The following is a 20,697-nucleotide window of genomic DNA, read 5'->3' on the forward strand; positions in this document are numbered from 1 at the left end:
CATCCAACATCCACGAGGAATATCATGTCTGAATCCACTACTGCACCAAGCCGCAAATCCATCGCCATCAGCGCGGCCATTGTCCTGTTGATCGCTGCCGCAGGCACCATAGGTGCCATCAATGTTGAAGCCAGCGATGCCGCACCCAAAGCCGCTCCACCGGCAACCACAGTCGACGTGGCAGAAGTCGTCAGCCGTAATATCGTCGATTGGCAAAATTATTCAGGAAAGCTAGAAGCGGTAGACCGCGTCGAGATACGCCCACTGGTTGGCGGTACCTTGACTGCCGTGCATTTCAAGGATGGCAGTCTGGTCAAGAAAGGTGATTTGCTGTTCACCATAGACCCACGCCCGTATGCGGCTGAAGTGGCGCGCTTCCAGGCGCAACTGGCAGCCGCCGAGGCACGTGCTGCCTATACAGGTTCTGACCTTGCCCGTGGCGAAAGACTGCTGGGTGAAAACGCCATTGCCCGCCGTGATTTTGAAGAAAAACAAAATGCATCGCGTGAAGCCGCCGCCAATGTACTGGCAGCACAGGCAACTTTGAAGACAGCCAAACTCAATCTTGAATATACCCAGATCACCGCACCGGTTGCTGGCCGCATCTCGCGTGCCGAAGTCACTGTGGGTAATGTCATTGCAGTCGGTGCCAGTTCGCCAGCTTTGAGCACGCTGGTATCGGTATCGCAAGTGTATGCATCGTTTGATGTGGATGAACAAAGCTTCTTGAAATACGTCAACCCGGCGCAGGCAAAGAATGCCCAGGTGCCGGTCTTCCTGGGTCTGGCGAATGAAGAAGGTTATTCGCGCCAGGGCAAGGTGGTGTCCATCGACAACCGCGTCGATACTTCATCAGGAACCATACGCGTGCGTGCCGTGTTTGAAAACCAGGATGGCTTGCTCCTGCCCGGCCTGTATGCCCGTGTACGCCTGGGTGGCGGTGCACCACATGCGGCCCTGATGATCGATGAAAAAGCCGTGGGCACAGACCAGAGCAAGCGTTTTGTGCTGGCAGTCGACAAGGACAATCACACGGCTTACCGTGAGGTGCGTCTGGGTAGCAGGCAGGAAGATTTGTTGATCGTGGAATCTGGCTTGAAAGCCGGTGAACGCATTGTCGTCAATGGCCTGCAACGCACACGGCCCGGCGACACCATCACACCGAATATGGTGCCGATGAGCAAAGTGGCTGCTGTGCCAGCGACCCCAGTTGCAGGTGCTGAAGACAAGACTGTTGCTGCCAACAAGTCTTAATCATCACAGACTTAGATAGAAAAAAATATCATGAATATCTCAAAATTCTTTATCGACCGCCCCATCTTCGCCGGGGTGTTATCGGTAATTATCTTGCTGGCCGGTGCGCTATCCATGTTTCAGCTACCCATCTCGGAATATCCCGAGGTGGTGCCGCCTTCCGTCGTGGTGCGGGCGCAATATCCCGGTGCCAATCCCAAGGTGATTGCAGAGACGGTGGCTTCCCCACTCGAAGAATCCATCAACGGCGTGGAAAACATGTTGTACATGCAGTCACAGGCAAATAGTGACGGCAACCTGACTGTGACCGTCAACTTCAAGCTTGGTGTCGATCCTGACAAGGCGCAGCAACTGGTGCAAAACCGTGTCTCGCAAGCCTTGCCACGCCTGCCTGCTGATGTGCAACGCCTGGGTGTGACGACCATCAAGAGTTCACCCGCATTGACCATGGTGGTGCATCTGATTTCACCAGATGACCGCTATGACATGACTTATCTGCGCAACTATGCTGTGCTGAATGTCAAAGACCGTCTGGCGCGTATCAAGGGTGTGGGTGAAGTGGGCTTGTTTGGCTCTGGCAATTACGCCATGCGTGTATGGATGGACCCGCAAAAAGTGGCACAGCGTGGCATGACGGCATCTGACGTGGTGAATGCTATCCGCGAGCAAAACGTGCAGGTTGCGGCTGGTGTCATCGGTGCATCACCGAATGTGCCGGGTACGCCTTTGCAATTCAATGTGAATGCGCAAGGCCGTTTGAAATCAGAAGCAGAATTTGCCGAGATCATACTCAAGACTTCTGCCGATGGGGCAGTCACCCGCCTAGCGGACGTGGCGCGCATAGAACTGGATGCCTCTGAATATGGCTTGCGTTCTTTGCTCGACAATAAACCAGCCGTCGCGATACCTATCTTCCAGGCACCTGGTGCCAATGCGCTGGACGTGTCTGACCAGGTACGCGCGGCGATGAAAGAATTGTCGGCAGACTTCCCAAGTTCAGTGCAATACAAGATCGTGTATGACCCTACGCAATTCGTACGTTCCAGTATCCATGCGGTGGTCGAGACGTTGCTGGAAGCGATTGCGCTGGTGGTGCTGGTGGTCATCGTGTTTTTGCAAACCTGGCGTGCATCGCTGATCCCCTTGCTGGCCGTGCCGGTATCCATCGTCGGTACTTTTTCGTTGATGCTGGGTTTTGGGTATTCCATCAATGCCTTGTCTCTGTTCGGCATGGTACTGGCCATCGGTATTGTGGTCGATGATGCGATTGTGGTGGTGGAGAATGTGGAAAGAAATATTTCGGCTGGCCTGACGCCGAAAGAAGCAACGTATAAAGCCATGCGTGAAGTCAGCGGCCCCATTATCGCTATCGCTTTGACGCTGGTAGCTGTATTCGTACCACTGGCCTTCATGACCGGTTTGACCGGGCAATTCTACAAACAGTTTGCGATGACGATAGCGATATCGACTGTGATTTCTGCTTTCAACTCGCTGACCTTGTCACCAGCACTGGCAGCCATCTTGTTGAAAGGCCATGACGAAAAACCGGACTGGCTGACGAAGGTGATGAACCGTCTGTTTGGTCGCTTCTTCAATGCCTTCAACCGCATGTTCAATCGCGGTTCTGAACAGTATTCCAAAGGTGTGGCCGGTGTTATTTCCCGCAAGGCTTCCAGCATGGTGGTGTATGTGGTGTTGCTGGCGGCAGCCGTGGGTGTTTCGTATATCGTGCCGGGCGGCTTTGTGCCGGGGCAAGACAAGCAATACCTGATCAGCTTCACACAATTGCCGAATGGTGCGACGCTGGACCGTACTGAAAAAGTCATCCGTGACATGTCGGCCATCGCCCTGAAAGAACCGGGTGTGGAGAGTGCAGTTGCCTTCCCGGGTTTGTCCATCAACGGCTTTACCAATAGCTCCAGCGCCGGTATTGTTTTTGTGACGCTGAAACCGTTTGAAGAACGCCGCAGCAAGGAGCTGGCAGCCGATGCGATTGCAGGCAAGCTGAACCAGAAGTATTCAGCGATCAAGGATGGTTTCATCGCCGTCTTCCCGCCGCCACCTGTCATGGGTCTGGGCACAGTCGGTGGCTTCAAGATGCAGATAGAAGACAAGGGTGCACTGGGTTATGCCGAACTGGATGCCGCAGCACAAGCCTTTATTGCCGCTGCCAAAACTGCGCCCGAACTGGGGCCTATGTTCTCAAGCTACCAGATCAATGTGCCGCAACTGGATGTCAACCTTGACCGCGTTAAGGCCAAGCAACTGGGCGTGCCTGTCACCGATGTGTTTGACACCATGCAAATCTATCTTGGTTCCTTGTATGTAAATGACTTCAACCGCTTTGGCCGTGTGTATCAGGTGCGTGCCCAGGCAGATGCACCTTACCGTGCCAAACCTGAAGATATCCTGCAACTGAAAACCCGCAATATCGCCGGTGAAATGGTGCCGCTGTCTTCCCTGGTCAAGGTAACACCGAGCTTTGGCCCGGAAATGGTGGTGCGCTATAACGGCTACACCGCGGCCGATATCAATGGCGGCCCGGCACCCGGTTATTCATCCAACCAGGCGCAGGCTGCGGCAGAACGTATCGCTGCAAAGACCCTGCCTGCTGGTATCAAGTTTGAATGGACTGATCTGACTTACCAGCAAATCCTTGCAGGTAATGCCGGTGTCTGGGTATTTCCTATCAGTGTCTTGCTGGTGTTCCTGGTATTGGCGGCGCAGTATGAAAGCCTGACCTTGCCACTGGCTGTCATCATGATCGTGCCCATGAGTTTGCTGGCGGCTTTGACGGGCGTCTGGCTCACAGGTGGTGATAACAATATCTTCACCCAGATAGGTCTGATGGTGCTGGTGGGACTATCGGCCAAGAATGCCATCCTCATTGTGGAATTTGCGCGGGAGCTTGAACTGCAGGGCAGCACGCCTTTGCAGGCAGCGATAGATGCCAGCCGTTTGCGCTTGCGCCCTATCCTGATGACTTCCATCGCCTTCATCATGGGTGTGGTGCCACTGGTGATTTCCAGCGGCCCTGGTTCTGAGATGCGTCAAGCGATGGGTGTTGCGGTGTTCTTCGGCATGCTGGGTGTGACCCTGTTTGGCCTGTTCCTGACGCCGGTGTTTTATGTATTGCTGCGTACTCTTGCAGGTAGCCGCAAGCTGCATTCTGCGGTGGTGCATGAAGCGCCAGCCGTGGCCCATGGCCATGATCACAACGCAGTAAAAGTTTGAGAGAGCATGATGATGAATACAATCAAACCCCTGAAATCTGCTTCATCCCTGTTGATGTTATTGCTGGTGCTGGCTGGTTGTTCAGTTGCACCGACTTATCAGAAAGCGGAAGTGACAACACCCGCTGCATATAAAGAAGCGCAAGCAAACAGTAACTGGAAAGAAGCCCAGCCTTCAGAAGAAGTCGCACGTGGCGACTGGTGGAAAATCTTTGCAGACGATAGCCTGAACGAGATGGAAGCGCAGGCCATGGCGGCCAACCAGAACCTGAAAGCCGCTGCCGCACGCCTGAAGCAATCCCGCGCCTTGCGGCAGGATGCGCGTGCTGGCCTGTTCCCGCAAATTAATGCGGGGCTGGGTGCCAACCGTGGGCGTGCTGCACCCGCATCCCAGGGTTTGCCTGACAATGCCAGGATGCCGACCAGCACCACTTACAATGCCCAGCTAGGCGCATCGTATGAGCTGGATCTGTTTGGTCGTGTCGCCTCCAGCATAGATGCCGCAACGGCAGATACGCAAAAGAACGAGGCCCTGTTCCAGTCTGTGCAACTGGCCTTGCAAGCCGATGTAGCGCAAGCCTATTTCCTGTTGCGCGAACTGGATGCAGAACAGGCCTTGTATGCAGCCACGGTAGAACTGCGCTCGAAGACCCTGAAGCTGGTGCAAACCCGCTTTAATGAAGGCGACATCAGCGAACTCGATCTGGCACGCGCCAAGGCAGAACTGGCAACGGCGCAGTCAGAATCACTGGGCCTGGCGCGCAGCCGTGCGTTGGCAGAGCATGCACTGGCAGTCTTGCTGGGCAAGACACCGGCAGAATTCAATTTCCTGCCACGACCCTTGTCACGCATCGTTGTCAATATCCCGGCAGGTTTGCCATCGGCCTTGCTGGAACGCAGGCCAGATATCGCCGCAGCAGAGCGCAACATGGCCGCCGCCAATGCCCGCATAGGCGTGGCCCGGTCTGCATTTTTCCCAAGACTGGATATCACAGGCTCTGCCGGCTATGAATCAGCCAGCCTGGGTGACTTGCTGAACTGGAGCAGCCGCACTTTCCTGCTTGGGCCTTTGTTGTCCATGCCCCTGTTTGATGGTGGTCGCCGCCAGGCCAGTGTGGACAGGGCAGGCGCAGTCTATGAAGAAGAAGTGGCCAATTACCGCCAGACCGTGCTGAATGCCTTCAGGGAGGTAGAAGACAACCTGGCCGACTTGCGCATACTGCGTGACCAGACTCAGGCGCAAGACAATGCGGTGCAGGCCGCGGAACGGGCAGCGAAACTCTCGCATGTGCAATACCGCGAAGGCTCGGTCAGTTACCTAAACGTGATCGATGCTGACCGCACCGTATTGCAGCAACAGCGCATCGCTGCACAACTCGATGGTGCGCGCGCCAGGTCAGCAGTGAGTTTGATACGTGCACTGGGTGGTGGTTGGGATAGTCGCAGCCCGGCAGTAGCCACTATCAAGCATGTACAGGTGGCAAACGCAGAGTAAATTCTGGCGTCTTGATTTCCCCAGACCAGCGTTGTTATGGCTTTTGCAGCGTACTTCCTTGCTGGAAGTACGATTCCCCTCTTTTTGTCCGAAGAACGCTAACGCAGGCTTGCACGTCGAATTCGAATCCGCATATCATAAAAAAGATAAACTTCACTTTCATGCGAGTTTGTGTAAAGTTGATGGAGTCACCAGACCACGACAGCAATGGCATCGCATTCATCTAGCGAGAATCATGACAGTCACATTCGACAACCGCCCCCGACGAAGAGTGCTGCAATTGGCGGCGTCTTTTCTGGCAGTCATTTTACAAACACAAATAGGACATGTCGCCATGGCAGCAGATGATGATTTCTTGAAGTTCAGTTCACATGACCTTAGTGTCCAGGTTTTTAGCGCCAGTGACCTTCGCCTGGTCTATGCCAACTCGCCGCATGCCCTTGCCATAGGTGAAATGGCCAGAGAGAAGACTGAGGCGGATGCAACACGAATGCCAGGATTTACTTCAGGTGAATATCCGACCTTTGCAAGCTCAGTAGAAATGGAATGGCGCTCCAAAGACGGTACCCAGTTTAAGCATACACTAGACCTCGACAGTATTTTTAAAGACAGAAAAATCCTTCATAAGGAAGACCCGGCGCGCATTTATAAACCCATGCCAATTTCAGGTGTTTTACCCATCATCATTATCGAAGCAAATGACCGCACTGTGAACGTGTATATGTTTACTACCCTACAGATCATCTCTGAAGACCCCAATGTCACCCTCCGTGAAGCCCATAGAAATTGTGTGCTGGCGTATTCAAAAACCTTGTAAGCCTCTTTGACAGGACAGATGATGGCTGTAACCCAGGCAACGATGGCCGGAAAATAAAAACTGAGCCCGCGCTTTTGTGATGAACAGGTAGGCAGGATTTGAACCTGCGCTTGCCTCGTCGTGGCGTCGTAAACGAACGGACCGCGTATTCTTTCGTGAAAGGCTTTCACACTCTTGCTACAACTTCTCCCCTCTTGGCTGGGGCGGCGGCATGGCAATGATGATGCCGCTCGTCGCATTACTGCAATCAATGGCCTTGAGCGTGTGATTGCTTCTTGTCTGTGCTACCCACCATGGGTGATCACTATCAAGATCACGCAGGCTGCGTGGCAGTTTCCCGGCTTTTGTCCGAAGAACGCAAATATTGGCTTGCAGGTCGAACTTGAATCTGACTATAATTTAGCACTATTAGTCTCATAAAAATATCTACTTCAATTCCGTGCGTGCTTCTGTCATGTTGATGGAGTCACCATACCACAACAGCAATGGCATCGCATTCATCTAGCGAGAATCATGACAGTCACATTGGACATCCGCCCCCGACGAAGAGTGCTGCAATTGGCGGCGTCTTTTCTGGCAGTCACTTTACAAACACAAATAGGACATATCGCCATGGCAGCAGATGATGATTTCTTGAAGTTCAGTTCGTATAATCTTAGTGTCCGGGTTTTTAACGGCGGTGACTTTCGTCTGGTCTATGCCAATTCACCGCATGCCCTTGCCATAGGTAAAATGGCCGGGGAGAAGACCGAGTACGATGCAAAGCGTGCGCCAGGGTTTAGTTCATACTATACAGCCTTTGCAGGACCAGCAGAGATGGAATGGCGCTCCAAAGAAGGTAGCCTGCTCAAGCACACGGTAGACCTCGACAGTATTTTTAAAGACAGAAAAATTCTCCACAACGAAGACCCGGCGCGCATCTATAAACCCTACCCGATCTCTGGGCTCCCCGACATCGTTATCGAAGCAAATGATCGCACCGTGAACGTGTATATGTTTACTACCGTACAGATCATCCCTGAAGACCCAAATGCCACCCGCCGCGAAGCCCACGACAATTGTGTGCTGGCGTATTCAAAAACCTTGTAAGGCTCTTTGACAGGACAGATGATGGCTGTAACCGCAGGCAATGATGGCGTGGACGTCAAAGTGGCAACGCCCGACGATCTCGCCACTTACAACAGGGCGCAAGCCCAGGTCGATGCATTTAAGGTACCGGCGATTTATGATTCCCACGACCCACATGCCAGGGTATTTATTGCAAATTTTGATGGCACAGGCAATGATGCCATTAATGACCCTAAGCACTTGACGAATATTGGCATTTTGAAGGGGCAAATTGAAGAAATCAGTCGTGAAAATCGCAATATAGCTGGTCGTTACATCGCAGGTCCAGGAACGCAAGGTGGCGTCATGGGCACGGCCGATGGCGCGCTTGGCTTGACGCATCATGCTCGCGTTGAGGAGATATATGAAGATTTTGAGAGACAAGCAAATCAATGGCTAAGGGACGACCCGGATGCCAAGATCAGCGTCATCAACATCGGTTTTAGTCGCGGCGCTGAAGAGGCTGCGACATTTTCTCGTCTCGTCGCTGAACGCGGGGTGCGCGACTTGCAATCCAAAATCGTAGAGGCGCCACTAGATGGATCAGGCCCGCCTATTGTCTCTTATACTGCGCCGCCGCTGCGCTCAGGCGACAGCATGCCGCAAACCCTGGCTTTGTTTGACCCCGTCGGCACAGGCGTGCCCTGGCTAGGTGACAGAAGACCTGCGCCGTCGGTTGTGTCGGGCTTGCAATTTAGCGCCAAGGATGAGCAACGGGTGCAATTTCCCGGAACAAATTATTGGCCCGAAGGCACGTCTGCTGATGGCCGTTTTTTGAGAGTGACAGTGGCCGGGGCGCATTGCGATATTGGCGGCGCTTACGAAAAAAATGGCTTGTCGAATCGCAATTTCAATATGATGTCGCAGTTTATCAATGGCTCGCTGGGGGACAATCTGGTCAAGAAACTGGAGATACCTGCAGACCCAGCCATGAGTGCGATTCACGATTCATCGCAGCATAAAATGTATTGGATAAAAAAACCGGGGGATCGTCTTACCATTGACAGGCTGGATATTTTGGGCAGAAGCACAGAACCCATGAACCCGGCGATGGAGATCTATACAAAAAACGCCAAAGCCCTGGGTGCGCCGCAGGAAGAGAGCAAACTGGCTGCTACTGGTTCTGCTACGACGCCTGCTGCCGCAACTGTGCCAGCCCCGGCCTCGTCAGCAACCGCCATCAAACTCGATGGCAAGGATGATCAACAATCCAGGCAAGCAGCGCCAGTGGATGTTGAGGCAGATGCCAAACCGGTAGCCGATACCGGTTTGCTGACGATGCATGCCAGCCCGTCCAGCCGTTTGATGTCGCAATTCAAAGAGACGCCACGGGCAACGGCACAGGCCAAACTATAAGCACACCGGAATAGCTTATGGGTAGAGCTAGTATCGCCAATGATGCCGTCCAGGCGACAATGCCTTGATCAGGTCTTGCGTTACAGCAATTCTAAATTAAGAAAATGTATGAATGAAAGACCAGCCCCTCCTTCTGTGCAAAACCGCCATAGGCAGAAATCGGCTGCACGCAATATTCCTTGAACTCGTGGTAGAGCTAAAAGATCACTGGCCCGTATTGCCAGCTGCAAAAAAAGTCATCAAACCAGCGGATCTTTCTTCAGGGCCAAATGCCAGGACTGTGCATAAAAAATCTTTTTTTGCAGCTTCATCGGCTTCAGATTGTTAAGCCCTCCCTCGAGCGAGCACTCGATGAATGCATTTGCCACGACCATCGCCGAATAAGCGATTTTCACCCCGCTGCGCGCCCGCCACCATGTCCTGCGCCTTCTATCCTTACCAAGTCATCTGGTTTCACAAATTGTCTTGCCAAGTATGCATACTGAACAAATGATCAGAATCATGCTATTTTGGCATTTTTTACTTATGAATATGTTATCTTACTTAATAAATTCATATGCACGTCATCACCAACCCACATCATCACCTGGCAGCACCAAGCAAGCGCAAGTAAGCCCAAGTAAGTTCATAAAGCTGCTCGCAACACCTCAGTAAGCACTACCGGCGGTAAAAAAGCTAGCCTCACTCGCATAAAATCACAACAGGAGCAGCAATGTCAGAACAGACGTATGAAATAGGATTAGTGGGCGCCGGCGCTATCTCGGCAGGTGCCTATACCAGCGGCGTCGTCGATTTCATGGTGCAGGCACTCGATGCCTGGTATGCCGCCAAGGAGCAAGACCAGCAAAACAGCAACACCACTGTGCCTCCGCATGATGTCAAACTGTCGGTGTTTTCCGGTGCTTCTGCAGGTGCCATGACCGCCGCCATCGCCACCGCCTATCTGGCCTCAGAACAGCCACCTATTACCAGCCCCGACGATGCCCGCAACAAGGCAGGCCAAAACAAACTCTATGACAGTTGGGTAGAACGCATCGACATCAGCCACCTGCTAGAGAGCAAAGACCTGGCACATGACAACGCCCCCGTCACCTCTCTGCTGGACTCCAGCATCCTCAGCGACATCGCCAACAGCGGCGTCAATGTCAGCCTGCGACCCACACCGCGCGCCTACCTGGCCAGCAACTTTGAACTCATCCTCACCGTCACAAACCTGCGCGGCATCCCCTATGGCTTCAACCTCGTTGGCAGCCAGCAAGGTAGCTACAATATGTCCCTGCATGCCGACTATGTTCATTTTCGCATCAACCAGAACGGCGACCAAGCCCTGCCAGACCGCCACAGCATGCGCTGGGTCGACTTCCAGACCGACTCCCCCATCAAAGACAAACTCAAGCTGGCCGCGCTGGCCTCCGGTGCCTTCCCCTTCGGCCTGGCACCACGCCTGCTCGACAACTCCATCGTCAGCGCCCCGGCAACTGACCTGTATGGCGCCCGTAGCTGGCCCGTACCCACGCCCGACGCTGTTCCCCACCAATGCACCAGCTACCGCAACATCCCTGCCAGTTTTGGCCAGTTGCCGCCAGACTACCACTACGCCTATTATTGCGTCGATGGCGGCGTCATGAACAATGAACCGCTGGAACTGGCACGCAAAACCCTGCTCACCGATGGCCAGCACAATCCGCGCGAAGGCAACAAAGCCACCAAGGGTCTGCTGCTGATCGACCCCTTCCCCAATAACAGCGAATTTACCCAGCAATACCCGGCCAGCCCGGAAGTGCCCGACATCATCAGCACCGGCATGGCCCTGTTCTCTGCCCTCACCAACCAGGCTCGCTTCAAACCCGATGAACTCTTGCTGGCCGCAGATGAAAACGTCTATTCCCGCTTTATGGTCGCCCCCAGCCGCGACAATTCCGCCACCCCCATCGCCTGTGGCACCCTCGGTGGTTTTGGCGGCTTCCTCAAGCAGGATTTCCGCGCCCACGACTTTTTCCTGGGTCGTCGCAATATGCAGAAATTCCTCAAAGACCACTTCGTCCTGCCAGAAAACAACCCCCTGTTCGAACACTGGCCAGAAGCAATGCGCGCCCAGCATTGCGTGAAAAACGAACTAGACCAGCCCAATCTCAACAACGGCCTGCGCCAGCTACCCATCATCCCCCTGGTCAACGACAGCCTCATCGAAGGATGCTACAAACCTGCATGGCCCAGCTATAGCCAGGACGAACTTGAACAACTGCGCAGCCAGATCAAAAACCGCCTCGACAACGTGGTGGACCATCTGATCCAGCATTACCTGAGCAAACAATGGCTGATCACCCGCTGGATAGCCCAATTCGTCGTCTTCAGAAAGAAGCCAGAAATCCTCGACAAAGCATGCGCCTATATCAGCGCTGAATTGAAAAAGGCAGGCATCATGACATAAGCTAGCCCAGTAGTAGCAATGCCAGCCATGCCATGTGCTGGCATGGCGAGCCTCTGGTAGAGCCACCACCGCAAAGTTTTCCCCACAACAAGAAAATTAGATAAATTTGCAACAATCTGCAAAATATATTGATTTTTTGCTTATTTTAATTATGAAAAATGCTAGCCTAATATGCATTAGTTGAACGTGATTTTCCGCAAAAAAATTGGAAACATCCCTTGATATAAGGCAGATTTCCAAACACTGGCACGCCTGGCAAGCAAAGCGAAGTGTCGGTGATGTTCGCACCGGTTGCCACTCAAAAAACAGCAATAAGCCAGCCATCTGGCGCAGACCAAGACACAGGGAGGACAACATGCACAACATCAGTCTGACGACAACACTGCTTATCAGTATTGCCTTATTGATGCTTGACGGGCACGCATGCGCCCAAGGCCTTTCAGGTAATACAAAAACGCCTCTAGTCAAATCCGAGCTTACAGTAGAGTTAATCAAGGCGATGTCTGATAGCGATAAAAAACGCATCTACATCATCCAGGGCGAAGATTACGTCGTGATCAAATCCCAGGGCGGCAAGGTGTACACAGTCAACCTGTTTGCGGCCGATGCTGTCAAAAAAAATACGGCTGACAAACCCGAAGATAAAAAATCGGAATAACACAACGGCCATTCAAACACTGCCGTGTAGCAGATCAGCAGATCAGCAACCCAGGCATATCAGCAAGAGGAGCAAGCATGCCAGCAATCGACGCGACACCGACCACGGCACCAGAAGCAAACACTGCCACGCATGCTGGCATAACAAGTACGAACAGTACCACCGGCAATACCCCCAGCAACGAGTCCATCGCAGCCAACGTCAGCCCACCTCCCAACGTACCAGGAACAGCAGACGCTCCCACACCGCCGTCGCGCAAACCCGCCAGCAGCATTATCGTCGTGCTACTGCTCGCGATCAGTTTGCTGTATGTCATCACCGCCACTGAACACCACTACAACAGCGCCCACGATAAAAATCAGCTCATACAAAAGCAAATCCTCTGCCTCTCCCTGGAGAAAAACCTGCAAGCCCAGCTCAAGACCAGCAGCGACAATTCACACATCAGGGTAACCAAAGAAGTTCTCAAACAATGCGAAAAAAGCCTGTACGACAACCCTGATTTTTCAGGCTATGCGGACAAACTTACTGCTGGCAAAGACGTTGAAGAAGCAAGCAAAGCAAAATTGCTGGAACGATTCTTCTTCTCGCCGGGTGGCGCGGGCAACTTCGTCTATAAAATTGGTCTGGCTGCCTTGTATGCCATCATCATCCTGTGCGCCTCACTCATCCTTATCGCCATCATAGAATCGCAAGGACTGATTCACCATGACAGCAATGACATCATTGACAAGCGCAAAAGCTGGATGGGGAGCAAGAGCGATGACAAAGACAAGAACAAATCCGCCCTACCCGGCCTGCTTGCCACCGCCTTGTTTGTCGGCCCCGCAACAATGGGCGGCTTCATGGCCATCCATACTGAGCCACTCAACATATCCATGAAAGCAAGTGGCAAGATTGGAACTTGTGGCACCAACAGAGACATCCATATCGGCGGTGACGGTAAACCCATCAACATTCCAGTCAAGTTTGATGTCGACCCCGTCAGCGCCTCCCTGCCCATCACCCTCAAACCAATTGCCGCGCCTGTCAGCATCGACGTCAATGTCAATGGAGACGCAAAAACTGAAACCACCTTACAACATCAGGTCAACGTCGCCCTGCCCACGCTGGAAGCCAAACTGGAAAACAATTTTCGAATTCAAGATGAACTTAACACGCGCCTGATCGTTCTATTGAACAAGCCCGCTCCCACCATTGCACTAGATTCCGCCGGTATCAGCTCCGCCATTACTCGCTTGTCCCATGCACAGGAAGAAAACCTCAAGATTCTCTCCAGCCTTAGCAAAGAACTCATCAACCTGTCAAAGAACGAAAAATCCAAAATCAACTCCAGTGGCCTGGAATGCACCATCAAAGGTCATTGCCCCCCGATGCATTGACAAGCGCCGGGCCAGCAAAACATGCAGGTTTTCCTACCGCAAACAGCACCCTCATTCCTCCTCGTCCGGCTCAGTCGCTGGCATGGCCCAGCTTGCTTACAATGTGGGACGACAATTCAAAGCTAATAAACTGCATGAATGAAAGTCCTGGGTATCATCTAGCCTTCCCCCTCCTCTGGCGTTAGCCAAAGGAGTAAAGTTAATGTGCGAACGACACTTTAACGAGGAGGACTGTATGTTATTTTGCGGGATAGACCTGCATTCGAACAATTGCGCTGTGACTATTTAAGTCAAATCCGACAAAGTATTGTACACAAGGCAGCTGGATGATGATCTGCCCATCCCTTAGACACAACACGGTACTCAGATGTTTCTGGAATAGCTATGATACTTGGGCGAAATCCAGGATGATGTTTCGCTGAATCCACATGGGAGAAGCTGCGATTCACGCAAGCACACGTTGAAGCGAAAGGCACGACCGCATTTTGAAACAAGTGTGTGGTGACTCAGTAAATATGATCGCGGTGTGTTGCGAGTATGTTGTTCGCCTACTTGACTAACGTGGGGAAATGGGTGGCCCCGGCTTTTGCGACACATGTTTTGTGGTGTCTTTCTTTGGCAAAAAAATTATCAATAGTTATCACAAATTACATGAATCGGTGCACAATGCAAGAGCTGACGGCGGCTCAATTGCTTCTGTCCCCATCACCATTTCATAAAGGAGTGTCGATATGCCTGCCCTGCTCTGGGATCGCAAAAGCGTCCCGTCCACTGCCACCGTGGTAGTTAAACGAATCGAAGGTTTCTTCAGCAACCCATACGACGATAACGGAGCCTTACCTGGCGGCACCTGGACAATTGGTTACGGCACCATCGTCGATGCTGACGGCAAGGCGGTGACGCCGCGAACGGCTGCGATCACCGAAGCCCAGGCGCAAGAATTACTTCGACGTGACATGGGCGGCGCGGCGCGAGATGTCGCCCAGCGCGTCAACGTGGAATTGACCGAAAATGAAGCGGCTGCTCTGATCTCCTGGACCTACAACTTGGGTGGCGGCAATCTGTCCAAGTCGAACATGCTAGTCAAGTTGAACTCCCATCAGAAATCTGGCGTGCCGGCCGAGATGCGTAAATGGATTAACCAAGAAGGCAAGCCCTTGGTCGGCTTGTTGCGCCGGCGCTGGGCCGAGGCCGCCATCTTCAGCGGCATCGATCCCATCAATGCTTGCGTGCTTGCCTGGAAAAACATCGATTCGCTCGACGACTGGCCCGATTTCCCCAATGCTTGACTAGAACTCATTTCATAAATAGGGTGAGATGCGTTTGCCTCATAACGTGGGCTGGCAAGACGGACGAGGCAGTCAATAGCGGTGCTATTGACAACGAGTCCAACGCAGTCCAGCGCGCGTTATGAGGCAAACCCTTCGGGAACTGACGATTTGGGCGCATTGCAGCGTAGTGCCCCTCGCTAAGGCAGGAGCCTTAGCAGCGGGACACGCCTTGCACTGCATCCCAAATCGCCTTGTTCGCACTCATCCTATTTATGAAGTGAGTTCTAGTATTCATCCCTATTTATGAAATGAGTTCCAGGAAAAATCCCTGTCCTTTACGGCTTTTCAAGACAATAGCATATCCGGCAAGGATGCTGCATGTATTGAAAAGCCTACACCAACGTCAAGGAAAAGACTTATAGATTCATACTTTACAAAAGCTCTGGCTTGCACATTCAATATCATGCATTCATGCCTTTCATGCCTTCTTCGGTATAACGTTCTCCTGCAGCCATACCTGCAGGCAATGCCTGAGAGATTTTATCCAGGTCCGACTTGCTGAGAGAAATCTGGATAGCTGTCAGGTTTTCATGCAGGTAGCTGATACGTTTGGTGCCGGGGATGGGGATGATGTCTTCGCCTTGAGCCAACAACCAGGCCAACGCCAGTTGAGCGGGAGTGCAACCCATGTCCAGCGAGAATTGTTTGATGACCTCGACTATCGCCAGGTTGCGTACCAGGTTTTCATCCGAGAAGCGTGGATTGAAACTACGAAAATCTCCTTCGGACAGACTGGTTCTATCCTGAATTGCCCCTGTTAAAAACCCACGTCCCAGTGGGCTGTACGCAATGAAGCTGGCACCGACTTCACGGCAAGCTTGCAGCACACCCGCTTCAGGATCTCTGGTCCACAAGGAATATTCGCTTTGCACTGCCGCGACAGGGTGAATGGTGGAGGCTTGACGCAAGGTTTCTGGCGACACCTCACATAAGCCGATCGCCCGTATTTTTCCTTCAGCAACCAGATCGCTCAGAGTGCCTATGGATACTTCCAGCGGAGTGTCCAGATTCAGCCTGTGGATGTAGTAAAGATCGATAGCTTCAATGCCCAGTCGGCGCAACGAAGCTTCGACTGCAGTGCGTATATAGGCCGGGCTATTATCGACCCGTCGTTCATAACTGCCTTCCTTGCGAATCAGGCCAAACTTGCTGGCGATGCGCAGCTTGTCATTCTTGCCCTTGATAAAGCGACCGAGCAGCTCTTCATTTTTCCCCATGCCATAGGCGTCGGCGGTATCAAATAAGGTGACACCAGCTTCAAAGGCAGCTTCCAGGGTCGCCAGTGAACCGGCATCGTCAGCATTGCCGTAAAATTCAGACATGCCCATACAACCGAGTCCCATGGCGGAAGTCGCCATGCCACTGTTTCCTATTTTCCTTTGTTTCATGATGCTTTCCCTGTTTGCTTGAGTGAAAGCGCCAGCATAGGCAACAGATGAGCTTTGTGGAAATACCAAATGCGTGATACCTTTTCGGTATGAGTAAAATAAGCACCCACCTGTTGCACATGTTTGTAGTCACAGCGCAGACACTGAATTTCCGTCTGGCAGCCGAGCAATTGCATATCACGCAACCACCTCTATCGCGTGCGATACAAAATCTGGAATTACGCCTGGGCGTTAAATTATTCTTGCGCGACACGCAAAGCGTGCAACTGACGAGTGCAGGCAAACTCTTGCTGCCGCGTGCCTTAGCCATATTGGCGATGCTGGATGAAACTGAGGAAGTGATGGCGCGTTTTACTGAGCCATCGCAACTGCGTTTAGGTCTGACCACCTCGGTTGAAACGGGCAGCTTCAGTTTGTTGACGGAGGCAGTGGAAGCAGCTTTGCCAGGCATGTCTGTAGAAATTTCATTTGATACTTCACCAAAGCTGGTGGCCGGCATCAAGGCCGGACGCCTCGATGCAGCAGTGATTGCCATGCCCACCAGGACATTTGATTTCCCTGTACGTCCTCTGGGGCAGCAAGCCATGATGGTGGCACTCTCCAGCAAACATGCCCTGGCCCAGCGCCGGCAGCTGTCACTGGCAGATATTGCAAAATACCCTGTCTATTGTTTCGACCGGGCACGCCAACCTGCGTTTTTTGATTATTGCCACGAGGTTTTCCGGCAACATCATTTTGCTCCCTGCTTCTTGCTGGAACCGAATGACCATCATGTCCTTTTAAGTGACATTGCTGCCGGAAAAGGCATCGCTTTGTTGCCATCATCATTCAAGGCGCTACGCTTAAATGGCGTGTCATACCGCAAGCTGAAAGAGGGAGATGAACTGGCACTGAGGCTAGCGCTGATCACGGGGATAAGCGCGCATCCTGAAACAAATTTGCTATTCGATATGGCTAAGGAATACCTGCATTCGCCAGCTTAATGCCATAAGAAATTGAATAAAAAAGCCGTCCAGCTTTCAGGCTGAACGGCTTAGTGCAGATAATGTTGATTACTTACGGCTTATGGTCGCCCAACAAGTAGCACAGGCATATTTATCCGCAAGCACCAACATAGCCACAAGAAACACAACGGCTGCAGCCATCTATTTTTTGTAAGGCATGTGCGCCGCAATCCGGGCATTTTTTGCCGGTAGGGATATAGCTGATCGGTGCTGCGTTTTCGCCTTCATAGGCCAGGTCGTCCATGCCATAGTGGTGGCTTCTTTGCTTGAACTTTTCTGCCAGTACGGTGATAGGGATCTGGTTGCCTGCGGCGTCGAGGAAGCCGCGTTTCATCAGTATGCGTTGTAGCGAGTAACCGATGGCAGCGACTTCGGATTCATGAAACAAAGGTGCTTGTGAGCCATCGTCCTTTGTGATCATGCCGCAGCGTACTGTGCCCTTGTCCCACACTACTTCACGCATGTCTGCCAGTGCCTTGGCGATAGAACCACCTGAGCGCGCTGCCATGGACAGCAAGCGCATGCTGGCTGATATCCATTGCTGGCCATCATTCTTCTGGCCCGCAGGCATGAAGAATTCAAACGGGCGCTCTATCGTCGCGCGCTCGCCACCGACCATGCCATCTATGTGAATGAAGCTGACGGTCAGGTAGACAGTCTTCTTGCCTTCGTAAGTCATGTACTGCACTTTGGAGGTGACCGATTCGAGATCGCCAAACGGGCGGCCATCGAATTGCTTGCGCAGCAGGTCGTCATCAGGAATATGCTTGACTTCCGGTGCTGGCTCAGTAGAGACCGACAGGACGCTGCCCAGGATGCTATTTGGGCGGTAAGTTGCCAGGCCTTTGAGACCAGCGCGCCAGGCATCCATGTACAGGTTCTGGAAATCTTCGTAAGGATAATCTGCCGGAACGTTGACGGTTTTGGAAATCGCAGAGTCAATGTATGGCTGCACGACCTGCAACATCTTCATGTGGTCGCTGGCAGACATATTGAGGGCGGTGACAAACTGTTTTGGCAGTTTGCTGTCGTCAGACACATCATTGCCCTGATGGCGGTACAAACGCCATGCATGGTCAGCCACTTCATAGACTTTGGCATCGCCTACGGCCATGCGTTTCTTGCGGTTATACACCCAGGAAAAAGCCGGTTCTATGCCGTTCGATGCATTGTCGGCAAAGGCCAGGGTGATGGTGCCGGTAGGGGCGATGGACAGCAAATGGGAATTGCGCAAACCGTGTTTGGAAATCGCATTGCGTACATTTTTTGGCAGGCGTTTGGCGAAAGCACCGGACAGATATTTTGTGCTGTCGAACAATGGAAACTGGCCTTTTTCCTTCGCCAGTTCTGCTGATGCCAGATAAGCAGCATCGCGCATGACTTCAGATACTTTTTGCGCGAAAGCGCGACCAGCGTCGGAATCATAACGCTGGCCCAGCATGACCAGACTGCTGCCCAGACCCAGGAAGCCCAGGCCGACGCGGCGCTTGGACATGGCTTCCGCTTTTTGCTGAGGCAAAGGCCAGGCTGTAGCATCCAGTACATTGTCGAGCATGCGTGTCGCTACAGTCACCACGGCTTCAAAGGCGGTGAAATCAAATTCGGCAGCATCAGTGAATGCACCTTTGATGAAACGCGTCAGGTTGATCGAGCCCAGGCAGCAGCAACCATAGTCAGGTAGTGGTTGTTCTGCACATGGATTGGTGGCTTCAATCTTTTCGCAATAGTAGAGATTATTCTCTGCATTCATGCGCGACAAAAACAGGATACCTGGTTCTGCGTGGTCGTAGGTCGATTTCATGACCTCATCCCACAAGTCACGCGCACGCACGGTTTGATAGACCCACAGGCCATCTTCGCGCTGATAAGCACCGGCTTCTTTTTTGTCTTCGCCGGGTTCAGCTTTGTGGACCAGACAGTAATCCGTGTCCTTGGCGACTGCTTCCATGAATTCATCGGTAACACCGATGGAGATATTGAAATTCGTCAACCCCCCCTGATCCTTGGAGCGTATGAATTCAAGGATATCAGGATGGTCACCACGCAAGACTCCCATCTGCGCACCACGACGCGCACCGGCAGATTCAACTGTCGAGCAGGAGGCATTGAAGACCTGCATGAAAGATACAGGGCCGGATGCGCGTGAACGTGTACCGCGTACTAGTGCATCCTTGGGACGAATCGTAGAAAAATCATAGCCGACACCACCACCGCGACGCATGGTTTCTGCGGCATCTGCCAGTGCTGTATAAATGCCGGGTTTGCCATCGGTGGCGCTGGAAACAGAGTCACCTACCGGTTGTACGAAGCAATTGATGAGGGTCGCATGCAAATCCATGCCAGCGGCAGAATTGATGCGGCCTGCTGGTACAAAACCATTCTTTTGCGCCCACAAGAATTTTTCTTCGTAGTAAGCCTGGAAGTCTGGTTGTTCTACACTCGCAAGTGCTTTGGCAACGCGCGACTGCACATCGTGGATAGTGACTTCATCGCCTTTGGCATATTTTTCCAGCAAAACATCGAGGGAGATTTCCTGAGGAGACATTTCTGTCAATCCTAAAATTTTTTCATTTGCGTTCATATGAAGAGGTTTTCGTTGTTACTTGTTGCAGAGAGAAACTTAAAGCCCGCCAGTCTGGACCAGCAATTTCAACAAGGGAAAGTGGCTACCAGGCTTAGGCTCTGGGGCTATACAATTTGGTGAAACAGGGTGGCATCATCTTTATTGGGACTTACGCAAAACAGCCCCAGCTGCGTTACAGCTCCTAGCCGTACTAAAGTACTGTCTTCGTCGCTACGCCTTGCTGGGACAATTTAGTGTAAGTCCTATTTATCAAAAAAATGCAAAACACATGCGATACAAACATTGCTTTATTGAAAATCGGACACTGTAGTGCCTGCCATCCTGACGTCGGATGCCTCCATTATAAACCTCGCTGCCGGATTTTTTCTTGACCCGCTTCAAGTTAAAACCAAATTACCAGGCCGGGAATAGCAAAACAATCACGCTAAAATTGCCTTAAAAACATACGGGTTTTTTGGTTAAAGGAAGCTGCTCAGTTTTTGCCGGAATATGCAGAGAAATGCCTGAAGTTGATCTGATCGGGCATTGTACGTTGATGTCATGAGCAGATTTTTAAGTACAAAAAATTTCGTCAACAGAGTTGCCAGGCAGATATGTGCTTTTACAAAGAAATAGGTACTTTACTATTTTTCTGGCAAATGCGGCATCGCTATCCCT

13 protein-coding genes are annotated in these 20,697 nt (G+C 52.2%); 11 read left to right on the forward strand and 2 right to left on the reverse strand.

Annotated elements, in window-relative coordinates:
• Positions 1-24 precede the first annotated feature (24 nt).
• The 10 genes from Q8K39_RS15090 (at position 25) to Q8K39_RS15135 (ending at position 15,022) form a co-directional block, all read left to right on the forward strand.
• Complete coding sequence (locus tag Q8K39_RS15090) at positions 25-1,254, forward strand: efflux RND transporter periplasmic adaptor subunit (protein ID WP_305261404.1); 1,230 nt, start codon at positions 25-27, stop codon at positions 1,252-1,254.
• Between the two features lie 30 nt (positions 1,255-1,284).
• Positions 1,285-4,488 (forward strand): efflux RND transporter permease subunit, encoded by a 3,204-nt coding sequence (locus Q8K39_RS15095; protein WP_305261406.1) that lies wholly within the window; start codon positions 1,285-1,287, stop codon positions 4,486-4,488.
• A 12-nt stretch (positions 4,489-4,500) separates the two neighbouring features.
• On the forward strand, positions 4,501-5,982 hold the full coding sequence (locus Q8K39_RS15100; RefSeq protein ID WP_370868620.1) for an efflux transporter outer membrane subunit: 1,482 nt from the start codon (positions 4,501-4,503) through the stop codon (positions 5,980-5,982).
• A 235-nt stretch (positions 5,983-6,217) separates the two neighbouring features.
• Positions 6,218-6,799 carry a hypothetical protein gene (locus tag Q8K39_RS15105; RefSeq protein WP_305261407.1) on the forward strand — a complete coding sequence of 194 codons (582 nt, stop codon included), beginning with the start codon at positions 6,218-6,220 and terminating at the stop codon, positions 6,797-6,799.
• Between the two features lie 513 nt (positions 6,800-7,312).
• Positions 7,313-7,888: a hypothetical protein gene (locus Q8K39_RS15110; protein ID WP_305261408.1), complete on the forward strand. Its 576-nt coding sequence runs from the start codon at positions 7,313-7,315 to the stop codon at positions 7,886-7,888.
• Positions 7,889-7,909: 21 nt separating this feature from the next.
• Positions 7,910-9,262, forward strand: a complete 1,353-nt coding sequence (locus Q8K39_RS15115; protein ID WP_305261410.1) for a phospholipase effector Tle1 domain-containing protein — start codon at positions 7,910-7,912, stop codon at positions 9,260-9,262.
• Positions 9,263-9,974: 712 nt separating this feature from the next.
• Positions 9,975-11,693 (forward strand): patatin-like phospholipase family protein, encoded by a 1,719-nt coding sequence (locus Q8K39_RS15120; RefSeq protein ID WP_305261412.1) that lies wholly within the window; start codon positions 9,975-9,977, stop codon positions 11,691-11,693.
• 355 nt (positions 11,694-12,048) lie between these two features.
• A complete protein-coding gene (locus Q8K39_RS15125) occupies positions 12,049-12,351 on the forward strand; it encodes a hypothetical protein (protein ID WP_305261414.1) in 303 nt (100 codons plus the stop codon).
• A 77-nt stretch (positions 12,352-12,428) separates the two neighbouring features.
• Complete coding sequence (locus Q8K39_RS15130; RefSeq protein ID WP_305261416.1) at positions 12,429-13,733, forward strand: hypothetical protein; 1,305 nt, start codon at positions 12,429-12,431, stop codon at positions 13,731-13,733.
• Between the two features lie 731 nt (positions 13,734-14,464).
• On the forward strand, positions 14,465-15,022 hold the full coding sequence (locus Q8K39_RS15135) for a lysozyme (RefSeq protein ID WP_305261418.1): 558 nt from the start codon (positions 14,465-14,467) through the stop codon (positions 15,020-15,022).
• 443 nt (positions 15,023-15,465) lie between these two features.
• Here the strand turns inward: Q8K39_RS15135 and Q8K39_RS15140 are convergent, their stop codons facing one another.
• Positions 15,466-16,452, reverse strand: a complete 987-nt coding sequence (locus Q8K39_RS15140; protein WP_305261420.1) for an aldo/keto reductase — start codon at positions 16,450-16,452, stop codon at positions 15,466-15,468.
• 89 nt (positions 16,453-16,541) lie between these two features.
• Between Q8K39_RS15140 and Q8K39_RS15145 the strand changes: the two genes are divergently transcribed.
• Positions 16,542-17,435, forward strand: coding sequence for a LysR family transcriptional regulator (locus Q8K39_RS15145; RefSeq protein WP_305261422.1), 894 nt, complete (start codon positions 16,542-16,544; stop codon positions 17,433-17,435).
• Positions 17,436-17,547: 112 nt separating this feature from the next.
• Here the strand turns inward: Q8K39_RS15145 and Q8K39_RS15150 are convergent, their stop codons facing one another.
• Complete coding sequence (locus Q8K39_RS15150) at positions 17,548-20,037, reverse strand: adenosylcobalamin-dependent ribonucleoside-diphosphate reductase (RefSeq protein WP_305261424.1); 2,490 nt, start codon at positions 20,035-20,037, stop codon at positions 17,548-17,550.
• Between the last annotated feature and the right edge of the window lie 660 nt (positions 20,038-20,697).

The organism is Undibacterium sp. (genome assembly GCF_030683615.1).
GTDB lineage: Bacteria > Pseudomonadota > Gammaproteobacteria > Burkholderiales > Burkholderiaceae_D > Undibacterium > Undibacterium umbellatum.